This is a genomic window from Pseudomonas sp. MWU16-30323 (genome assembly GCF_020515595.1).
In the GTDB taxonomy this organism is placed as follows: domain Bacteria; phylum Pseudomonadota; class Gammaproteobacteria; order Pseudomonadales; family Pseudomonadaceae; genus Aquipseudomonas; species Aquipseudomonas yamanorum.
Genome location: NZ_JAIWYM010000011.1, coordinates 62,577 through 83,027 on the forward strand (window position 1 = coordinate 62,577; position 20,451 = coordinate 83,027).

The 20,451-nt window shown below is 60.8% G+C and carries 22 protein-coding genes; 18 read left to right on the forward strand and 4 right to left on the reverse strand.

The features are described from left to right. Nucleotides 1-65 precede the first annotated feature (65 nt). Entirely contained in the window at nucleotides 66-710 is a 645-nt protein-coding gene (gene pyrE, locus LIY45_RS15170) for an orotate phosphoribosyltransferase (protein ID WP_017476704.1), read from the reverse strand. An 82-nt stretch (nucleotides 711-792) separates the two neighbouring features. Here pyrE and LIY45_RS15175 point away from each other — a divergent pair, with 82 nt between their 5' ends. Beyond that, the gene (locus tag LIY45_RS15175) at nucleotides 793-1,572 is read left to right on the forward strand and encodes an exodeoxyribonuclease III (protein WP_003176915.1); all 780 of its coding nucleotides are present in this window, start codon (nucleotides 793-795) and stop codon (nucleotides 1,570-1,572) included. Between the two features lie 58 nt (nucleotides 1,573-1,630). On the opposite strand, the gene LIY45_RS15180 is transcribed toward LIY45_RS15175, so the two are convergent. Together LIY45_RS15180 and rph are read right to left on the reverse strand one after the other, a co-directional pair. Further along, entirely contained in the window at nucleotides 1,631-1,999 is a 369-nt protein-coding gene (locus LIY45_RS15180) for a DUF4870 domain-containing protein (RefSeq protein WP_017476705.1), read from the reverse strand. A 22-nt stretch (nucleotides 2,000-2,021) separates the two neighbouring features. Continuing rightward, nucleotides 2,022-2,744 (reverse strand): ribonuclease PH, encoded by a 723-nt coding sequence (rph, locus tag LIY45_RS15185; protein WP_003213280.1) that lies wholly within the window; start codon nucleotides 2,742-2,744, stop codon nucleotides 2,022-2,024. Nucleotides 2,745-2,961: 217 nt separating this feature from the next. On the opposite strand from rph, the gene LIY45_RS15190 reads away from it, so the two are divergent. The 7 genes from LIY45_RS15190 to LIY45_RS15220 all read left to right on the forward strand — a co-directional run bounded on the left by LIY45_RS15190 (nucleotide 2,962) and on the right by LIY45_RS15220 (nucleotide 9,079). Continuing rightward, nucleotides 2,962-3,825, forward strand: a complete 864-nt coding sequence (locus LIY45_RS15190) for a YicC/YloC family endoribonuclease (protein ID WP_093203689.1) — start codon at nucleotides 2,962-2,964, stop codon at nucleotides 3,823-3,825. 11 nt (nucleotides 3,826-3,836) lie between these two features. Continuing rightward, entirely contained in the window at nucleotides 3,837-4,457 is a 621-nt protein-coding gene (gene gmk / locus LIY45_RS15195; RefSeq protein WP_003213284.1) for a guanylate kinase, read from the forward strand. Between the two features lie 167 nt (nucleotides 4,458-4,624). Further along, nucleotides 4,625-4,888 (forward strand): DNA-directed RNA polymerase subunit omega, encoded by a 264-nt coding sequence (gene rpoZ / locus LIY45_RS15200; protein ID WP_003176920.1) that lies wholly within the window; start codon nucleotides 4,625-4,627, stop codon nucleotides 4,886-4,888. A gap of 60 nt (nucleotides 4,889-4,948) precedes the next feature. Next, entirely contained in the window at nucleotides 4,949-7,054 is a 2,106-nt protein-coding gene (gene spoT, locus LIY45_RS15205) for a bifunctional GTP diphosphokinase/guanosine-3',5'-bis pyrophosphate 3'-pyrophosphohydrolase (protein WP_008439435.1), read from the forward strand. A gap of 24 nt (nucleotides 7,055-7,078) precedes the next feature. Further along, nucleotides 7,079-7,459, forward strand: coding sequence for a RidA family protein (locus LIY45_RS15210; protein WP_003176922.1), 381 nt, complete (start codon nucleotides 7,079-7,081; stop codon nucleotides 7,457-7,459). A 63-nt stretch (nucleotides 7,460-7,522) separates the two neighbouring features. Beyond that, complete coding sequence (locus LIY45_RS15215) at nucleotides 7,523-8,266, forward strand: hypothetical protein (protein WP_017476707.1); 744 nt, start codon at nucleotides 7,523-7,525, stop codon at nucleotides 8,264-8,266. Nucleotides 8,267-8,344: 78 nt separating this feature from the next. After that, nucleotides 8,345-9,079: a hypothetical protein gene (locus tag LIY45_RS15220; protein WP_226476865.1), complete on the forward strand. Its 735-nt coding sequence runs from the start codon at nucleotides 8,345-8,347 to the stop codon at nucleotides 9,077-9,079. A 42-nt stretch (nucleotides 9,080-9,121) separates the two neighbouring features. Here LIY45_RS15220 and LIY45_RS15225 read toward each other — a convergent pair whose 3' ends face one another. Then, complete coding sequence (locus LIY45_RS15225) at nucleotides 9,122-9,973, reverse strand: SDR family oxidoreductase (RefSeq protein WP_226476800.1); 852 nt, start codon at nucleotides 9,971-9,973, stop codon at nucleotides 9,122-9,124. 189 nt (nucleotides 9,974-10,162) lie between these two features. Between LIY45_RS15225 and exbB the strand changes: the two genes are divergently transcribed. The 10 genes from exbB (at nucleotide 10,163) to LIY45_RS15275 (ending at nucleotide 20,401) form a co-directional block, all read left to right on the forward strand. After that, a complete protein-coding gene (exbB, locus tag LIY45_RS15230) occupies nucleotides 10,163-11,149 on the forward strand; it encodes a tonB-system energizer ExbB (RefSeq protein ID WP_226476801.1) in 987 nt (328 codons plus the stop codon). A 6-nt stretch (nucleotides 11,150-11,155) separates the two neighbouring features. Then, the gene (gene exbD, locus LIY45_RS15235) at nucleotides 11,156-11,581 is read left to right on the forward strand and encodes a TonB system transport protein ExbD (protein WP_017476711.1); all 426 of its coding nucleotides are present in this window, start codon (nucleotides 11,156-11,158) and stop codon (nucleotides 11,579-11,581) included. Continuing rightward, entirely contained in the window at nucleotides 11,578-12,327 is a 750-nt protein-coding gene (locus LIY45_RS15240; RefSeq protein WP_017476712.1) for an energy transducer TonB, read from the forward strand. The genes exbD and LIY45_RS15240 overlap by 4 nt, the downstream gene beginning before the upstream one ends. A gap of 167 nt (nucleotides 12,328-12,494) precedes the next feature. Continuing rightward, nucleotides 12,495-12,830: a cupredoxin domain-containing protein gene (locus LIY45_RS15245; protein ID WP_017476713.1), complete on the forward strand. Its 336-nt coding sequence runs from the start codon at nucleotides 12,495-12,497 to the stop codon at nucleotides 12,828-12,830. A gap of 3 nt (nucleotides 12,831-12,833) precedes the next feature. Next, nucleotides 12,834-13,652 (forward strand): FTR1 family protein, encoded by an 819-nt coding sequence (locus LIY45_RS15250; RefSeq protein ID WP_226476802.1) that lies wholly within the window; start codon nucleotides 12,834-12,836, stop codon nucleotides 13,650-13,652. 20 nt (nucleotides 13,653-13,672) lie between these two features. Further along, nucleotides 13,673-14,203, forward strand: a complete 531-nt coding sequence (locus tag LIY45_RS15255) for an iron transporter (RefSeq protein WP_226476803.1) — start codon at nucleotides 13,673-13,675, stop codon at nucleotides 14,201-14,203. Between the two features lie 113 nt (nucleotides 14,204-14,316). After that, nucleotides 14,317-15,237, forward strand: a complete 921-nt coding sequence (locus tag LIY45_RS15260; RefSeq protein WP_017476716.1) for a hydrogen peroxide-inducible genes activator — start codon at nucleotides 14,317-14,319, stop codon at nucleotides 15,235-15,237. Nucleotides 15,238-15,245: 8 nt separating this feature from the next. After that, complete coding sequence (gene recG, locus LIY45_RS15265; RefSeq protein WP_017476717.1) at nucleotides 15,246-17,321, forward strand: ATP-dependent DNA helicase RecG; 2,076 nt, start codon at nucleotides 15,246-15,248, stop codon at nucleotides 17,319-17,321. 78 nt (nucleotides 17,322-17,399) lie between these two features. Next, complete coding sequence (locus LIY45_RS15270) at nucleotides 17,400-18,800, forward strand: aminoacyl-tRNA deacylase and HDOD domain-containing protein (RefSeq protein ID WP_226476804.1); 1,401 nt, start codon at nucleotides 17,400-17,402, stop codon at nucleotides 18,798-18,800. Nucleotides 18,801-19,558: 758 nt separating this feature from the next. Beyond that, entirely contained in the window at nucleotides 19,559-20,401 is an 843-nt protein-coding gene (locus tag LIY45_RS15275) for a hypothetical protein (RefSeq protein WP_226476805.1), read from the forward strand. Nucleotides 20,402-20,451 lie beyond the last annotated feature (50 nt).

Genomic DNA, 20,451 nt, shown 5'->3' on the forward strand with positions numbered 1-20,451 from the left:
CGCTGCAAACAAAAAGCCCCCGCTCAAGCTGGTTGAGCGGGGGCTTTTTTTGTCCGGCGTTTAGATCAAACGCCGAACTGCTCGCGGTAGGCCTTGACCGCTGGCAAGTGCTGCTTGAGCTGTGGGTCATCTTCCAGGAACTGCAACACCTGGTTCAGGGACACGATGCTCACCACCGGAATCGCGAAATCACGTTCCACTTCCTGGATCGCCGACAATTCACCGTTGCCACGCTCCTGGCGGTTCAGCGCGATCAGCACGCCGGCCGCCTTGGCGCCGTCCTGGGAAGCGATGATCTGCATCACTTCGCGAATCGCCGTACCGGCAGTGATCACGTCGTCGATGATCAGCACGTCGCCCTTGAGCGGCGCGCCCACCAGGCTACCGCCTTCGCCATGGGCCTTGGCTTCCTTGCGGTTGAAGCACCAAGGCAAATCCAGCCCGTGATGTTCGGCCAACGCCACGGCGGTCGCGGCGGCCAGGGGAATGCCCTTGTAGGCCGGGCCGAACAGCACGTCGAAGGAAATACCGCTTTCAACGATGGCGGCCGCATAGAAACGACCCAACTGCGCCAGGGCAGAACCCGAGTTGAAAAGGCCGGCATTGAAGAAGTAAGGACTGGTGCGCCCGGACTTCAGGGTGAACTCACCGAAGCGCAATACGCCGCGATCGATGGCAAAACGAATGAAATCGCGTTGATACGCCTGCATGAAAAAAGCCTCAGATACCACGGATTTAGCTAATTAGGTAGACGGCGTGTATCATACACGCACGCGATTTTTGGGGCCATTTATGCGGATCATCAGTGTGAACGTCAATGGTATTCAGGCTGCAGTCGAGCGTGGTTTGCTCAGTTGGCTGCAAGCCCAGAATGCCGACGTCATCTGCCTGCAGGACACCCGCGCCTCCGCCTTTGAACTGGACGACCCAGCCTTCCAACTGGATGGCTACTTCCTTTATGCCTGTGATGCCGAAGTTCCCGCCCAAGGCGGCGTGGCTTTGTATTCGCGGTTGCAACCCAAGGCGGTCATCAGCGGCCTCGGCTTCGAGACAGCCGACCGCTACGGGCGCTACCTGCAAGCCGATTTCGACAAGGTCAGCATCGCGACCTTGCTGCTTCCATCAGGGCAGAATGGCGATGAAGACTTGAACCAGAAGTTCAAGCTAATGGACGATTTCGCCCGTTATCTGGATAAACAGCGGCGCAAACGTCGCGAGTACATTTACTGTGGCTCGCTGTACGTGGCGCAACAGAAGCTGGATATCAAGAACTGGCGCGACAGCCAGCAATCCCCGGGTTTCCTGGCGCCGGAACGGGCCTGGATGGACGAGATTGTCGGCAATATGGGCTATGTCGATGCCCTGCGGGAAGTCAGCCGCGAAGGCGACCAGTACAGCTGGTGGCCGGATAACGAACAGGCCGAGATGCTCAACCTCGGCTGGCGCTTTGACTACCAGCTGCTGACGCCAGGCTTGCGCCGCTTCGTGCGCAGCGCACGCCTGCCACGCCAGCCGCGCTTCTCGCAGCACGCGCCGCTGATCGTGGACTACGACTGGACATTGACCATCTAAGGTCTTTTCCCAGGCACAAAAAAACCGACATCGCTGTCGGTTTTTTTGTGGGCGGTGGTTATTTGATCAACCGCAACGTCCACGGATAACGATAAGCCACGCCCTTGTTGGCCTTAATGCCCCCAATGATCGTCATCACCACCGCGCCGATCACCAGGACGGTCATCAACACGAAGCCGATCACGATAAAACCCAGCAGGAAGCAGACCGCCCAGGCAATGCCCACGGTGATCTGGAAATTCAGCGCTTCCTTGCCCTGGTCATCAATGAACGGGTCCGTGTCCTTCTTCACTTGCCAGAGAATCAAAGGCCCCAGCAGGCTGCCGAACGGGAACATCAAGCCGAAAAACGCCGCGAAGTGACAGAGCATCGCCCACTGGCGAACTTCCTTGGACGGTGTCGGCAGCGGAAGTTGACTGTCACTCATGGCGTAGCTCCTTGGGGTTGAATCAGTCGGCCAGGGCGGCGTTCTGCAGTTCGAAGATCTCGGTCATGCCTTTCTGGGCCAATGCCAGCATGGCATTCAGGTCCGCCGGCTGGAATGGCGCGCCTTCGGCGGTGCCCTGCACTTCGATGAAACCACCGGTGCTGGTCATCACCACGTTCAGGTCGGTCTCGGCAGCCGAATCTTCAAGATAGTCCAGATCCAGCACGGGCTCGCCTTGATACATGCCTACCGATACAGCCGCGATCATCTGCTTGAGCGGATCGCCGCCTTTCAGGCCGCCACGCTTCTTGATGACTTTGAGCGCATCGACCAGGGCAACCATGGCGCCGGTGATGGATGCGGTGCGGGTGCCACCGTCGGCCTGGATCACGTCGCAGTCGACGTACAGGGTCACGTCGCCCAGCTTGGACATGTCCAGGGCAGCACGCAGGGAACGACCGATCAGGCGCTGGATTTCCAGGGTGCGGCCGCCTTGCTTGCCACGGCTGGCTTCACGCTGGTTACGCTCGCCGGTGGCGCGCGGCAGCATGCCGTATTCGGCAGTCAACCAACCCTGGCCCTGGCCCTTGAGGAAACGCGGCACGCCATTTTCGACGCTGACGGTGCAGATAACCTTGGTATCGCCAAACTCGACCAGTACAGATCCCTCGGCGTGTTTGGTGTAGTTGCGGGTGATGCGGATCGAGCGGAGCTGATCGGCAGCGCGACCACTTGGACGTTTCATAGGGGATACCTGTACGGAGGACGAAAAACTGCCGAGCATTATAGAGCCGCCAGCCCTGATCGGCACTTCTAAAAAATCCTGTTACAAACCCGGTCACCGAAGCCACTGTTTGGGGCCACCCGTCCCGTTGAGCTACAATCCTGCGCCTTCGCAGCCTGTCGGCTTCAATCTACCCATCAGCCCGCCTGTTTGCGGGACTGCATCGCGAGGTACCTCCATGGTGCACAGCATGACCGCCTTCGCCCGCGTCGAAAAAGCCGGCGTCCAAGGCACCCTGAGCTGGGAGTTGCGCTCGGTCAACAGCCGCTACCTGGAGCCGCACCTGCGCCTGCCGGAATCGTTTCGCGACCTCGAAGGCGCGGTGCGTGAGGCACTGCGCCAGGGCATCTCTCGCGGCAAGCTGGAATGCACCCTGCGCTTTACCGAGGAAACCACCGGCAAGCCATTGCAGGTGGATCGCGAGCGCGCCGCCCAATTGGTCGCCGCCGCCGAAACCATCGCCAGCCTGATCAAGCAACCTGCCGCCATCAACCCGCTGGAAGTCCTGGCCTGGCCCGGCGTGCTGGTGGCCGACGCCACCGACCCGCAGGCGTTGAATGCCGAGGCCCTGGCCCTGTTCAACCAAGGCTTGAAAGAACTCAAGGCCGGCCGCGAACGCGAAGGTGCCGAACTGGCCCGCCTGATCAGTGACCGCCTGACCTCCATCGAAGAAGACGTGGTCACCCTGCGCGAACTGGTGCCACAGATGCTTGCCACCCAGCGCCAGAAGGTCCTCGACCGCTTCGCCGACATGCAGGCCGAACTGGACCCGGTGCGCCTGGAGCAGGAAATGGTCCTGCTGGCGCAAAAGAGCGACGTCGCCGAAGAGCTCGACCGCCTGAGCACCCACATCCTGGAAGTGCGCCGCGTACTGAAGTCCGCCGGTGCCGCCGGTCGGCGCCTGGACTTCCTGATGCAGGAACTCAACCGCGAAGCCAATACACTGGGCTCCAAAGCTTTTGATCCGCGCAGCACCCAGGCGGCGGTCAACCTCAAAGTGTTGATCGAGCAAATGCGCGAACAAGTACAGAATATCGAGTAAGGCACCCTGACATGACCCACAGCACCGGCACCCTTTACATCATTTCTGCCCCATCGGGCGCGGGCAAAAGCAGCCTGGTCAAAGCCCTGACCGACGCTGACGAGCAGATCCGCATCTCGGTGTCCCACACCACCCGCGCCATGCGCCCGGGCGAAGTGAACGGCGTGCACTACCACTTCGTCGAGCGCACCGAGTTCGTCAAGATGATCGAGCACGGTGATTTCCTGGAGCGCGCCGAAGTCTTCGGCAACCTCTACGGCACCTCCCAAAGCCACCTGCAGCAGACCCTGGACGAAGGCCACGACCTGATCCTGGAAATCGACTGGCAGGGCGCCGAGCAAGTGCGCCAGCTGATGCCCAAAGCCCGCTCGATCTTCATCCTGCCGCCGTCACTGGAAGCGTTGCACCAACGCCTGACCAACCGCGGCCAGGACAGCGACGAGATCATCGAAGGCCGCATGCGCGAAGCCGTCAGTGAAATGAGCCACTACGTCGACTACGACTACCTGATCATCAACGACGATTTCGCCCACGCACTGGACGATCTGAAGGCGATTTTCCGCGCCAATCAGCTCCAGCAAAAGCGCCAGCAGCAGCGTTTCGGCAAATTATTGGCCGAACTGCTCGGCTGATTGGCTCTTCCCAAAACCGCTGCAAGGGCTTTACATTGGCACTTGTAGCGCGTTTGCGATGGCCTGCGAAAAATCAGCGCTTCCCTAAACGCTGGTGATTTTTTAAACTGTTCAGTCCGCTCGCCCAACCGGGCAGCGCGCATATTGCATTCGCTCCGAGGAATACCATGGCCCGCGTAACCGTTGAAGACTGCCTAGAACACGTGGATAACCGCTTTGAGCTGGTCATGCTCTCTACCAAGCGTGCCCGTCAACTGGCCACTGGCGGCAAAGAGCCTCTGGTCCAGTGGGAAAACGACAAGCCTACCGTTGTAGCCCTGCGTGAAATCGCTGAAGGCCTGATGAGCTACGAGTTCATCGCCAACGCCGAAATCGTTGAAGACGAACCGCTGTTTGCAGCGTTCGAGGACGAGTCCAACGAGGCCGTCTAAGCCTATGCCTGGTCGACGTAGCACGGCGCGGGGTCACAGCCAACGGCAGGAGTTAATACTTTGCCGAGCATAGACGCCCTCGCCGATCGCTTATCGACCTACCTCGGCCCAGACCAGGTCAACCTGGTCCGCCGAGCGTATTTCTACGCCGAACAAGCCCACGACGGCCAACGCCGCCGCAGTGGCGAGGCGTATGTCACGCATCCTCTTGCCGTGGCAAACATTCTTGCCGACATGCACATGGACCATCAGAGTTTGATGGCCGCGATGCTGCATGACGTGATCGAAGACACCGGCATTGCCAAGGAAGCGCTCAGCGCGCAGTTTGGCGAAACCGTGGCCGAACTGGTCGACGGGGTCAGCAAACTGACCCAGATGAACTTCGAGACCAAGGCCGAAGCCCAGGCGGAAAACTTCCAGAAGATGGCCATGGCCATGGCCCGGGACATCCGTGTGATCCTGGTCAAACTGGCCGACCGCCTGCACAACATGCGCACGCTGGAAGTGCTGTCCGGCGAAAAACGCCGGCGCATCGCCAAGGAAACCCTGGAAATCTACGCGCCCATCGCCAACCGGCTGGGCATGCACGCCATTCGTATCGAATTCGAAGACCTCGGCTTCAAGGCCATGCACCCGATGCGTTCAGCGCGCATCTACCAGGCGGTCAAACGCGCCCGGGGCAACCGCAAGGAAATCGTCAACAAGATCGAAGAGTCCCTGAGCCATTGCCTGGCGATCGATGAGATCGAGGGCGAGGTCAGCGGCCGGCAGAAACACATCTACGGCATCTACAAGAAGATGCGCGGCAAGCGTCGGGCCTTCAACGAGATCATGGACGTGTACGCGTTCCGGATCATCGTCGACAAGGTCGATACCTGCTACCGCGTGCTGGGCGCTGTACATAATTTGTACAAGCCCCTGCCGGGTCGTTTCAAGGACTACATCGCAATTCCCAAGGCCAACGGCTATCAGTCGCTGCATACCACGCTGTTCGGCATGCACGGGGTGCCGATCGAGATCCAGATCCGCACCCGCGAAATGGAAGAGATGGCCAACAATGGCATCGCCGCCCATTGGCTGTACAAATCCACCGGCGACGAGCAGCCGAAAGGCACCCATGCCCGCGCCCGCCAGTGGGTCAAGGGCGTGTTGGAAATGCAGCAACGTGCCGGCAACTCCCTGGAATTTATCGAAAGCGTGAAGATCGACCTGTTCCCGGACGAGGTCTACGTGTTCACGCCCAAAGGCCGGATCATGGAGCTGCCCAAAGGCTCCACCGCGGTCGACTTTGCCTACGCGGTGCACACCGACGTGGGTAACAGCTGCATAGCCTGTCGGATCAATCGTCGACTGGCCCCGCTGTCGGAACCGCTGCAAAGCGGTTCCACGGTGGAGATCGTCAGCGCACCAGGCGCGCGCCCGAACCCGGCCTGGCTCAACTTTGTGGTCACCGGCAAGGCCCGCACCCACATCCGTCACGCCCTGAAACTGCAACGCCGTTCCGAGTCCATCAGCCTGGGCGAACGCCTGCTGAACAAGGTGCTCAACGGCTTCGACAGCTCCCTGGACAAGATCCCGGCCGAGCGCGTGCAGGCGATGCTCCACGAGTACCGCCAGGAACTGATCGAAGACTTGCTGGAAGACATCGGCCTGGGCAACCGCATGGCCTATGTGGTCGCCCGCCGCCTGCTGGGCGAAGGCGAACAGCTGCCAAGCCCCGAAGGCCCGCTGGCGATTCGCGGCACCGAAGGCTTGGTGCTCAGCTACGCCAAGTGCTGCACGCCGATCCCGGGTGACCCGATTGTCGGCCACCTGTCCGCGGGCAAAGGCATGGTGGTGCACCTGGACAACTGCCGCAATATCAGTGAAATCCGCCACAACCCCGAGAAATGCATCCAGCTTTCGTGGGCCAAGGATGTCACTGGCGAATTCAACGTCGAGCTGCGGGTCGAGCTGGAACACCAGCGCGGCTTGATCGCCCTGCTGGCCAGCAGCGTGAACGCGGCCGACGGCAATATCGAGAAAATCAGCATGGACGAACGCGATGGTCGCATCAGCGTGGTCCAACTGGTGGTCAGCGTGCACGACCGCGTGCACCTGGCCCGCGTGATCAAGAAACTGCGCGCCCTGACCGGGGTCATCCGCATCACCCGCATGCGCGCCTAGCCCATCCATTACAAGGAGTCATTCATGACCAAGACTGTTATCACCAGCGACAAGGCACCAGCAGCAATCGGTACTTACTCCCAGGCGATCAAGGCGGGCAATACCGTCTACATGTCCGGCCAGATTCCACTAGACCCAAAAACCATGGAGCTGGTTGAAGGCTTTGAAGCCCAGACCGTACAGGTCTTCGAAAACCTGAAGTCGGTTGCCGAAGCTGCGGGCGGTTCGTTCAAGGACATCGTCAAACTGAACATCTTCCTTACCGACCTGAGCCACTTCGCCAAGGTCAACGAGATCATGGGCAAGTACTTCGAACAGCCGTACCCGGCCCGCGCCGCCATCGGCGTTGCCGCCCTGCCAAAGGGCGCGCAGGTTGAGATGGACGCCATTCTGGTCATCGAGTAAAACATCCGGCGCAGCGCTTCCATGGGAAGGCTGCGCCGAATTGGTTTTTGGAAGGATTTCGTAATGCGCAAAGCGCTCGTTGCCTCTTCGTTGCTCGCCCTGCTGCTCGGCGGGTGCGCCAGCAATCCCGCCGACCTGGATGTGAGCGGCACTTGGATCAACCAGGCCGCCATCGACGCGGCAGCCAAGGGCGGCCCTTTGCGTGAAGCCCTGCAGAGCTACGGTCCGAACCTCGAATGGGAGGTGAACACCAAAGCATCCCAGGCCCGCTACTACAACGGTTTTGAAGTAGCTGAAGGCAAGTTGCTGGGTGAAAAATCCGGCGCCTGGAGCGTCGATTTCTACGGCGGCTCGGCCACCGAACTCAAGCGTAAAGGCAAACTATTGCTGCAAGGGGCCAATGATAACGAGCCCGAGCAACTGTTCGCCCGTGCCAAGGACCCAGCCCCCGAAGGCGCGCCGCTGGGTGCCAATTTCGAACGCACGCTGTACGCCGCTTATATGGGTGGCACCTGGAAGATCAGCAGCGGCAATGGCGAAGGCGCAACCGTGCAGTTCCAGGCCAACGGCCAAGTGACCGGCCTGCCGGGCGCTGATCAGTATTCGCTGTGCCTCGCGGGCGATTGCGCCTCCATGAGCGGTGGCTACGACAGCATCTGGCTGCAGCTGAACGGCCAGGGCAACCCCTGGATCTTCGCGCGCAAGGGCAAGCAACTGGAGATCTTCCAGGCGATCAACACCGCCCAGGCCGACGAGGTGCCCTCGTTTACCCCCGGGCCGCGACAATGGTTGCTGGAAAAACAGTGATACAGAACAAAGGAGCCCACGGGCTCCTTTTTCTTTAGTGTGCGCCATGGTTTTTTTCATCTGCAGCCGGATAGCCCCATGCATAAATTACTTGTTCTCAGCCTGGTCCTGCTGGGCGGCTGTACCCATGCGCCGCAGCCAACCGACCTCAGCGGACTGTGGATAAACCAGGCAGCCATCGACTCGGCTGCCCAAGGCAGGCCCTTGCTGCGAGCCATTGATGCGCATGGCTTAAATCTGGAATGGAACATCGACACCCGCAGCAACAAGGCGCACGTCAGCAATGCATTTGAACTGGGCGAAGGCCAATTACAGCCAAAGGCGCCGGGTGCATGGACCGTCGACTACAACGGCCATGGCACCGATGAACTGCAATTGGATGGCAACCAACTGATCCAGCAGGCCACAAAAAATCATGCAGCCCAGCGCTTCACCCGTCCCGCCCAACCTGCCGTTGCGCACGCCCAGTGGGGCATGACGTTCAGACGTGCGCTGAACTCGGCTTATATGGGCGGCCAGTGGAAAATCATTGAGGGCCAGGGCGCCGGCAACATCGTCGCCTTCAACGCTGATGGCAGCGTATCCGGCCTGGCGCAAAACAACCGGTACGAGCTGTGCCTGGGAGGCGATTGCGCCACTCAAGGGGCCGGCAATGACACCCTCTACCTGGGCAGGGGCGATGTGGGAGACAGCTGGATTTTTGTGCGTTACGGCAAACAGCTGGAGATTCTCCAGGCGATCAACTCGTCCCCACCGGATGAAATCCCACAGCTCACCCCAGGCCCACGCAAATGGCTGCTGGAAAAACAGTGACGTAAAAAAGGAGCCCCTGGGCTCCTTTACTTCAGAGTGCAATCAACCCTCGAGAATCGCCGCATACCCTTCGCGATAACTCGGATAACGCGGCACCCAGCCCAACGCCTTGGCCCGGGCATTGCTGCACTGCTTGCTACCGGCGCGTCGCACGCTGGCGTTCTCGGCCCATTCGGTCACGCCAAGGTACTCGCGCAACCAGCCAACCACCTCGGCCAGCGGGGCCGGAGCATCGTCGACGCCGATGTAGCACTTATCCAGCACACCGCCCTGCTCCACGTGCCGCAGCAAAAACGCCAGCAAGCCCGCTGCGTCATCCGCGTGAATCCGGTTGCCATATAAAGGCGGATCAATCGCCACGCGATAACCCTGGCGCACTTGGCTCAACAACCATTCCCGACCTGGACCATAAATCCCGGTGAGGCGCACGACACTGGCGGGAATCCCACTATTCAATGCCACTTGCTCGGCTTCCAGCATCACTTGTCCGGAATAACCACCTGCCTTGGTCTCGGAGCTTTCGTCGACCCACTCACCGTTCTGCTGCCCATACACACTGCTGCTGGACACAAACAGCAGGTGTTTAGGCTCCTGGCCGTAGTCGTTCAGCCATTCCAGCACATGCCGCAACCCTTGCACGTACGCCGCACGATAGCCCGCCTCGTCGTGATCGGTGGCCGCCGCGCAATACACCAGGTAATCCACCCCGCCCACCGGCCAGGTGTCGGGACAGTCTTCATTGAACAGGTCGCCGGCAATCCCGATAACGCCCTTGGGAAGGCGCGAGATATCCCGCCGCAGGCCATGAACCTCCCAGCCCTGGGCCAGCAATTGGGTGGCCAGACGGCTACCGACATCGCCGCAACCGGCAATCACCACAGAAGGCGCAGACATCACAAAACTCCATTCTTAAAGGTCAAGATTAGCCCCCACAGATGACCAGCGGCCAGCAAAACGACAAATAAAGTAACTGTATTACTTCTGTTAACAAGAATTACTTGCAATAATAACCGCCCATTTGTCCTCGACCCGTTACGGTCTGGAAGGACGCTCACTCATTTTTTTCTCTCAGGTCCGGCCAGCATGACACGCAATACATCCCCCGCTTCGCCAACCAAGCCTCACAGCCCATCCCGCGCCTGGCGTGCGATTGCGGCAGTGCTGTTCAGCGTTCTGCTGGCACCGACCGCCGCCTTCGCCGACAACACCGCGCCGGCCGCCCCGCCTGCAGCGACCGCACCAGCCCACGAGCAAAACACTGCTGCGCCAGCCGCCGCACCTGCCGCTACCGACCCGGCCCTGGCCGCCGAAGGCGCACCGGCTGACGATTCCGGCGTCGTGCTGGAAGAAGACAACAGCCTGGGCATGGCCCACGACCTGTCGCCCTGGGGCATGTACCAGAACGCTGACATCATCGTGAAGATCGTGATGATCGGCCTGGCCATCGCCTCGATCATCACCTGGACCATCTGGATCGCCAAAGGCTTCGAGCTGCTGGGCGCCAAGCGTCGCCTGCGCACTGAAATCGTCCACCTGAAAAAAGCCACCACCCTGAAAGAAGCCAGCGAAAGCGCGGCGAAGAAGGGCACCCTGGCGCACCTGCTGGTTCACGACGCACTCGAAGAAATGCGCCTGTCGGCCAACAGCCGTGAAAAAGAAGGCATCAAGGAACGTGTCAGCTTCCGTCTTGAGCGCCTGGTTGCCGCCTGCGGTCGCAACATGAGCAGCGGCACCGGCGTGCTGGCCACCATCGGTTCCACCGCGCCTTTCGTCGGCCTGTTCGGTACCGTGTGGGGCATCATGAACAGCTTCATCGGCATCGCCAAAACCCAGACCACCAACCTTGCCGTCGTGGCTCCCGGCATCGCCGAAGCCCTGCTGGCAACGGCACTGGGCCTGGTTGCCGCGATTCCTGCGGTCGTCATCTACAACGTCTTCGCCCGTTCGATCGCCGGCTACAAGGCCCAGGTGTCGGACGCTTCGGCAGAAGTCCTGTTGCTGGTCAGCCGTGACCTCGATCACCTGCCTACCGAGCGCAGCTCGCAACCGCATATGGTGAAAGTGGGGTAATCGGCCATGGGCCTGCATTTGAATCAAGGCGACGACGAGCTCGTCGAGAACCACGAAATCAACGTCACACCGTTTATCGACGTGATGCTGGTGCTGCTGATCATCTTCATGGTGGCCGCACCACTGGCCACTGTGGACATCAAGGTCGACCTGCCCGCTTCCAGCGCGAAACCTGCGCCGCGGCCGGAGAAACCGATATTCCTCAGCGTCAAGGCGGACCAGCGTCTGTTCCTGGGCGAAGAAGAAGTCAAATCCGAAACCCTGGGCGCGGTGCTCGACGCCAAGACCCAGGGCAAGAAAGACACGACCATCTTCTTCCAGGCCGACAAGGGCGTGGACTACGGCGACCTGATGAGCGTGATGGATGCCCTGCGGGCAGCCGGCTACCTCAAGGTAGGCCTGGTCGGACTTGAGACGGCAGCCAAGAAATGATCACGACGCGCCACAAACTGACGCGTTATGGCACCAGCCTCGCCGTCGTGCTGGGCGTCCACGCCGTCGCGATCATCCTCGCGCTCCAGTGGTCGGCGCCACACACGGTCCAGCTGCCTCCGGCTGCCATGGTCATCGACCTGGCACCGATGCCGGCGCCACCGCCTCCCGCTCCGCCAAAGGTGATCACGCCGCCGCAACCGCCGGCGCCGGTGGAAGAGCTGCCATTGCCGAAACTGGCCGAGGCACCGAAGCCGACGATCCAGGTGCCCAAGCCGGTCAAGCCCAAGCCGAAACCACAGCCACCCAAGCCTGTGGAGAAGAAGCCCGATCCGCCCAAGGAAAAACCTTCCGAAGAGCCGCCGAGCGAAACTCCGCAGAACAACGCGCCTACGGAAAAGTCTGCTCAGCCACAACCGGGCCCTTCACCGCAGCAGATCGCGGCCAAGGCCACCTGGGAAAGTACCCTGCTGGGCCACCTGCAGAAGTACAAGAAGTACCCGCCGGGCGCCCAGGCCCGTGGCAAGGAAGGCCTGAACCGCTTGCGTTTCGTGGTGGATGCCGATGGCAACGTGCTGTCCTATGAACTGGTGGGCCGCTCTGGCAACGCCGATCTGGACCGCGCCACCCTCGACATGATCCGTCGCGCCCAGCCGCTGCCCAAGCCGCCGGCCGACATGTTGAAAGGCGGCAGCATCGAGATCGTTGCGCCGTTCGTTTACAACATCGAAAAACGTCGCCGGTAATCCTCACCCTAGGCACCCTCGGGTGCCTACGGTTGCTGCTCACTCCCCCGCACATCCCGCAACCTGAACCAGGCTTGAACAAGCTGGCACCTAACACGATCTTCACTTGTAACACTTAAATACAAAGCCAATCATTCGCGAATAGTTCTTATTAGCGGACATTCGGCATGCCCAACCTTGCCCGGCTGGCTCTCCTCCTACTGGTTTTTCCCGTCGCAGCGCAGGCGGATCAGTTGGTCACCCTGGTCATTCAAAACCACACCTTCAGCCCCTCGACGTTCGAGGTGCCTGCCGGTGAGCGTTTCCGCATTCAACTCACCAGCCACGACGAAAGCGTCGATGAGTTCGAAAGCTACGACATGAAATTCGAAAAAATCATCGTCCCCGGCAACACCGTCACGGTGTTTGCCGGCCCGCTGCATCCCGGCACCTACACCTTCTTCGATGACTACCACCCGGACCAGGCCAAAGGCACGGTCACTGCTGTCGCGGCCAAGGAGTAAGCCATGCTGGCCTGTCTGTTGATCGTGTTTCGAGAAGTGCTGGAAGCCGGGATTGTCGTGGGTATCGTGATGGCCGCCACCCAAGGTCTGGCTCGGCGCGGCCTGTTTATCGGTGGAGGGATTGCAGCCGGCGTGCTCGGTGCCGGCATCTTGGCGCTGTTTACCGGCGCAATCACCCAGGCGCTGCAAGGCTTCGGCCAGGAAATCTTCAACGCGGCCATTCTGGTGGTCGCCGTGGTGATGCTGGGCTGGCACAACCTGTGGATGGCCAGTCACGGACGCGAGCTGGCGACCCAACTGCGCAGCGCCGGCAATGCGGTACTCACCGGCGAAAAATCACTCTGGGCCCTGGCCGTGGTCATCACCGTGGCCGTGCTGCGCGAAGGCTCGGAAATCGTGCTGTTCCTCTACGGCATCGCCGCGTCGAGCCAGGCAGACCCACTGTCAATGCTGGCAGGCGGCGTGCTCGGCATTGCCGCCGGCGCCGCGCTGTCCTGGCTGATGTACCGCGGCCTGGTCGCCATCAGCCTCAAGCGTCTGTTCTCGATTACCGGCTGGATGATCGCCTTGCTCGCCGCCGGCATGGCTGGCCGGGCCGCCGCGATCCTTGCCGGTATCGACCTGATTCCCGCCTGGGGCTACCAGCTCTGGGACACCTCCTGGCTGGTCTCCGATGGCAGCCTCACCGGCCGGGCACTGACCGCGCTGGTGGGCTACACCGACCGGCCACTGGGGGTCCAACTGGTCGCCTGGTCCGTCACCCTCGCGCTCCTGGTGCTGGGTAACCGCTTGCTGCATTCACGCCCGACGCAATCACGTTAACGTCCCCAAGGAGCCCCACCATGAAACACCTGCGCAACCCCTTGGCCGCCGCACTGGTACTGGTCAGTGCCCTGGCCGCTTCCGCCCTGGTCCAAGCCCGCGAATACCCGATTGGCGGGCCCGTCCAGGTCAACGACATGGAAATCGCCTCCTCTTATCTGGTGGGCATCGAAATGGCCCCTATGCCACCGGGCATGGTGATGAGCAAGGACTCGGTGCACCTGGAGACGGACGTGCACGCCACCGCCGACAACAAGTACGGCCTGTCCAACGGTGAATGGGTGCCCTACCTGACCATCACCTACTCGCTGGTCAAGCAAGGCTCGCCCGACTACAAGGAAATCGGCACCTTGTTGCCGATGGTGGCCAAAGACGGCGCTCACTACGCCAACAATGTGAAAATGGACGGCCCCGGCACCTATACCGTGGTGCTGCGCTATGAAAGCCCGCAAATCAAAGGCTTCTTCCACCATGTGGACAAGGAAACCGGCGTACCGGAATGGTGGGGGCCCTTCACCAAAACCTTCACCTTCAAATACCCTCAAAGCTGAAAGCATGATCGCGACACCTGATTACCAGGTGTCGTAAACCCCATGCTGTCTGATAACGTGCGTCTATCGATTGCAGCCGGTATGCTTGGCCCGCAACCTCATGGACGCCCGCTATGACTCTTACAGAATTACGCTACATCGTTACCCTCGCCCAAGAGCAGCACTTCGGCCACGCGGCCGAGCGTTGCCACGTCAGCCAGCCGACGCTGTCGGTGGGTGTGAAGAAGCTTGAAGACGAACTCGGTGTGCTGATTTTCGAGCGCAGCAAAAGTGCCGTGCGCCTCACGCCCGTCGGCGAAGGCATCGTCGCCCAGGCCCAGAAGGTGCTGGAACAGGCCCAAAGCATTCGCGAGCTGGCCCAGGCTGGCAAGAATCAGCTGACCGCCCCGCTGAAAGTCGGCGCCATCTACACCGTCGGCCCGTACCTGTTCCCGCATTTGATTCCGCAACTGCACCGCGTCGCGCCGCAGATGCCGCTGTATATCGAAGAAAACTTCACCCATGTGCTGCGCGACAAACTGCGCAACGGTGAGCTGGACGCGATCATCATCGCCCTGCCGTTCAACGAGGCAGACGTGCTGACCCTGCCGCTCTACGATGAGCCGTTCTACGTGCTGATGCCGGCGTCCCACCCGTGGACGCAAAAAGAAACCATCGACGCCGCCCTGCTCAACGACAAGAGCCTGCTGTTGTTGGGCGAAGGCCATTGCTTCCGCGACCAGGTGCTGGAAGCCTGCCCGACCCTGACCAAAGGCAACGACGGCGCCAAGCACACCACCGTGGAGTCCAGCTCCCTGGAAACCATTCGCCATATGGTCGCGTCCGGCCTGGGCATTTCGATCCTGCCGTTGTCGGCGGTGGACAGCCATCACTATGCCCCCGGCGTGATTGCCGTACGCCCACTGACGCCGCCGGTGCCATTCCGTACCGTGGCAATTGCCTGGCGCGCCAGCTTCCCGCGCCCGAAAGCGATTGAAATCCTCGCCGACTCGATCCGCCTGTGTTCGGTGGCCAAGCCGCCTGCTGCGAGCTAAGTAACGGTATGACTGAGCTGTCGCAGGTGTCGGTGACGGCACTCAAGGGTGTCGGGGAGGCCATGGCCGAGAAATTGGCCAAGGTCGGCCTGGAAAATCTCCAGGACGTATTGTTCCACCTGCCCCTGCGTTACCAGGACCGCACCCGCGTGGTGCCCATCGGCCAATTGCGCCCCGGGCAGGACGCGGTGGTTGAAGGCACTGTGAGCGGTGCCGACGTGGTGATGGGCAAGCGCCGCAGCTTGGTCGTGCGCCTGCAAGACGGCACCGGCGGCCTGAGCCTGCGCTTCTACCACTTCAGCAACGCCCAGAAAGAAGGCCTCAAGCGGGGCACCCGCGTGCGTTGCTACGGCGAAGCCCGGCCCGGCGCCTCGGGGCTGGAAATCTACCACCCGGAATACCGCGCCATTACCGGCGACGAACCGCCGCCAGTGGACACCACCCTCACACCGATCTACCCGCTCACCGAAGGCCTGACCCAACAGCGCCTGCGCCAGTTGTGCATGCAAACCCTGACGATGCTCGGGCCGAAAAGCCTGCCCGACTGGCTGCCCCAGGAACTGGCGCGCGACTATCAACTGGCACCGCTGGATGACGCGATTCGCTACCTGCATCACCCACCTGCCGACGCCGATGTCGACGAGCTGGCCCTCGGTCATCACTGGGCCCAGCATCGCCTGGCGTTTGAAGAACTGCTGACCCACCAACTCTCCCAGCAACGCCTGCGCGAAAGCATGCGTTCCCTGCGCGCGCCGGCGATGCCCAAGGCCACACGCCTGCCCGCGCAATACCTGGCCAACCTGGGGTTTGCTCCGACGGGCGCCCAGCAACGGGTCGGCAACGAAATCGCCTACGACCTGAGCCAGAAAGAACCCATGCTGCGGCTGATCCAGGGCGACGTGGGCGCGGGTAAAACCGTGGTCGCCGCCCTCGCCGCGTTGCAGGCCCTCGAAGCCGGTTATCAAGTGGCGCTGATGGCGCCCACCGAGATTCTTGCCGAACAGCACTTCATCACCTTCAAGCGCTGGCTCGAACCGCTGGGCCTGGAAGTCGCGTGGCTGGCCGGCAAGCTCAAGGGCAAGAACCGCGTAGCCGCCCTGGAACAGATCGCCGCTGGCGCCCCGATGGTGGTGGGCACCCACGCGCTGTTCCAGGACGAAGTGAAGTTCAAGAACCTGGCGCTGGTGATCATCGACGAACAGCACCGCTTCGGCGTGCAGCAGCGCCTGGCCCTGCGCCAGAAAGGTGTGGGCGGCCGCATGAGCCCGCACCAGTTGATCATGACCGCCACGCCGATCCCGCGCACCTTGGCCATGAGCGCCTACGCCGACCTCGACACGTCAATCCTCGATGAACTGCCGCCGGGCCGAACGCCGGTCAACACGGTGCTGGTCACCGATACCCGTCGGGTCGAAGTGATCGAACGGGTGCGCGGTGCCTGTGCCGAAGGCCGTCAGGCGTATTGGGTGTGCACGCTGATCGAAGAGTCGGAAGAGCTGACTTGCCAGGCTGCCGAAACCACCTATGAAGACCTCACCAGCGCCCTGGGCGAACTCAAGGTCGGGCTGATCCACGGCCGCATGAAGCCGGTGGAAAAGGCTGCGGTGATGGCCGAGTTCAAAGCTGGCAATTTGCAATTGCTGGTGGCGACCACCGTGATCGAAGTGGGTGTCGACGTGCCCAACGCCAGCCTGATGATCATCGAGAACCCCGAGCGTCTCGGTCTGGCGCAACTGCACCAATTACGTGGCCGCGTCGGCCGGGGCAGCGCCGCCAGCCATTGCGTGCTGCTGTACCACCCGCCACTTTCACAGATCGGTCGCCAGCGCCTCGGTATCATGCGTGAGACCAACGACGGTTTCGTGATCGCCGAAAAAGACCTCGAACTGCGCGGCCCCGGCGAAATGCTTGGCACCCGCCAGACCGGCCTGCTGCAATTCAAGGTGGCCGACCTGATGCGCGATGCCGACCTGTTGCCCGCCGTGCGCGATGCCGCCCAGGCGTTGATCGAGCGCTGGCCTGAACATGTCAGCCCGCTGCTGGATCGCTGGCTCAGGCATGGGCAGCAATACGGCCAAGTGTGACGGCTGACTCACTTAGACGACCCTCACTTGTATCAAGCTGGTTATACTCCAATGACTGTAGGAAATTGGATTCAGGCCATGTCAGAAGTTGCCCTCGCCACAGCCCCACCGACCGCACCCTCGGTGATTCGGACGCTGCTTGCAAAGCTCGCCATCAGCTACACGGAAGTTGCCGAACGCCCTGGCCTGAACCCGGCACAAAAGGTTCAGGCCGTGCTGCTCGATGATGCCGTGGGTGCACTCATGGTGCTGTTTCCACAAAATCAGCTGCTGGACCTCAACCGCCTGGCCGAACTCACTGGCCGGCGCCTCACGGCCGTGTCGCCGGAGCGCCTCGAGCGCATGCTCGGCAAGCACAGCCTGAGCCTGTTGCCCGGCCTGCCGCCGCTCACCAGCTCCCCGTGCCTGTACGAAGAAAGCCTGTTGCGTGAGCCGACCGTGCTGGTGCACTCGGGCGAAGCCGGGCTGCTGCTGGAGATTTCCAGCGAGGCCTTCAAGAGCATGCTGACCAAGGCCAGCGCCGCGCATTTCGGCGAACCGCTGAGCAACATCCGGCCAAACCTGGATCGCCCCAACGACGACCGCGAGGAAATCACCCAGGCGATGCAGGCGTTCACCGCCCGCCGTATCCAGCAGCGCCTGGAAGCGACCATCGAGATTCCACCACTGGCGGATACCGCGCAAAAGATCATCAAGCTGCGGGTCGACCCCAACGCCACCATCGACGACATCACCGGCGTCGTCGAAACCGACCCGGCCCTGGCCGCCCAAGTGGTGAGCTGGGCCGCGTCGCCCTACTACGCCTCACCGGGCAAGATCCGCTCGGTGGAAGACGCCATCGTCCGCGTGCTGGGCTTTGACCTGGTGATCAACCTCGCGCTGGGCCTGGCCCTGGGCAAGACCTTGAGCCTGCCCAAAGACCACCCGCAACAGGCCACGCCGTACTGGCACCAGTCGATCTACACCGCCGCCGTGATCGAAGGCCTGACCCGCGCCATGCCCCGCGCCCAGCGCCCGGAAGCCGGCCTGACCTACCTGGCCGGCCTGCTGCACAACTTCGGCTACCTGTTGCTGGCCCACGTTTTCCCGCCGCATTTCTCGCTGATCTGCCGGCACCTAGAGGTCAACCCGCACCTGTGCCACAGCTACATCGAACAGCACCTGCTGGGCATCAGCCGCGAGCAGATTGGTGCCTGGTTGATGCGTTACTGGGACATGCCGGACGAACTGTCCACCGCCCTGCGCTTCCAGCACGACCCGACCTACGACGGCCAATATGCGGAATACCCGAACCTGGTGTGCCTGGCCGTGCGCTTGTTGCGCAGCCGTGGCATCGGCTCCGGGCCGGATGAAGCCATCCCGGACGAACTGCTTGAGCGCCTGGGGCTGACCCGGGACAAGGCAGAGGATGTGGCGGCTAAGGTGCTGGATGCGGAAACGTTGCTGCGCGAGTTGGCATCCCAGTTCAGCCAGGGCTGACGCCCCCGCTATCAATAGTATTCCGGCCAGTGCACGGGTACTCAAGGCGTGAAGCCGAAATTGCCGGTAACAGTGCGCTCGGAACGATCCGCTTCTCACGCCCACCCAGTGCCATAGCGCGGTATTGAACACCGCGTTATATATAAATTGTTGAGTCCGTATTGAATACGTCGATACTTCGACGTCGTGGCGGCTGAACATGGTATTCGAGGCACTGACATCATGAACCCCATCCATAACACCCCTCTCGCATCGCCACCGCTTACCTCATCAGAGCCAAAGTAGAACTACATCGCTTCGTCCGGCCCGGAGTCAAGCCCACGGCTGCGCAGCAGGCGCACTGCGAGAGACAACAGGTTCGGGTCATGCTTGCCGAGCATGCGCTTAATGCGTTCCGGCGACACTGGGGTGAGGCGGCAACTCCGACAAGGGCAACCCGGCGGTGGCGATCTGGTTTCAGGGGCTGACCAAGTATTTGAAGGCGAAGAAAAAACCCAGCGTTTGAGCTGTGGGGCATCCTTGCGCACTTCAAAGAGGGAAATGATGTTCATGCCTTGGAATGGTGCTGGATGCCGAAGTTCTGTTACGGGAACCGGCGGCGCAATTCAGCCAGGGCTGAATCCGGCCATTTCTTCCCTAATGTACCCAGTCGCCCCTCCAAATAGATACGTCTAGAAATAGTTAAAAATGAACGCCAACTGCTGATTAATACACTCATCAGCCACAGGTAATATTCGAAACCCCAGGAAATCATACATATGCATGTTAATGCTATAAACCCACTCCCCCAAGACTTCCGCTTAACTCCCTCTATCGTCAAGGATGGAAACTTAACGCCTAAAATAGAACATTTCGGGAATGTAAAAATCACATCGCATCGGGAGCCAGGTCATACAACTCTCGCTGCTGGTGATTTCCCTCCTACCTCCAAGGTAGTCATTGAGACAGGGTCCGAAAATGACGAAATCCGTATCAGAATGGGTGCTGGCGATCAGGTACTTGCCGAGATTAACGGCGTTACAGTTCCTCTGGACTTGGATGGGGATTGGCGCAAAGGCCTGATCGTTATAAAAACTGGGCCAGGTAACGACAAAATCACTGTAGAGAATGATGTTTCGACATCAATAGAAATCGACACTGGGGAAGGTGACGACACCGTAAAAACCGGGGGAGGAGATGCCTATGTAAAACTCGGAGAAGGGGACGACTCCGGGGCACTGGGTGTTGGAGGCGGAGCTCTGTATGGCGAAGGTGGCAACGACGTCCTACAGGGTGGAAGCGATGGTGACAGCCATATTAGCGGCGGTGCGGGGAATAACACGATACGCAGCGGTACCGCAGGCCAAACATGGGTAGTCGCCGAGGGAAATCGCGATGATATAAACGTACTCGCTCCGACGGGTATTATTACCAACGCCCGTTCCACACACATGCGTATCGAGAAAAATGCTGAAGCCGATATAAAGATTGATCAAACTGCAGGCAATACTGAAACATTCATTTTGGGTGCCAGCCAGGCTGGTGACGGGGACGAGAATGTAACTTTTTTCTCGGGTCGAAATGAGCCAGACAAAGATAAACGATATTATATACCGTCATAAGTCTATTCCTCCTAAGCTGCGCCTCGGGATTTAATGCCCCGAGGCCAACG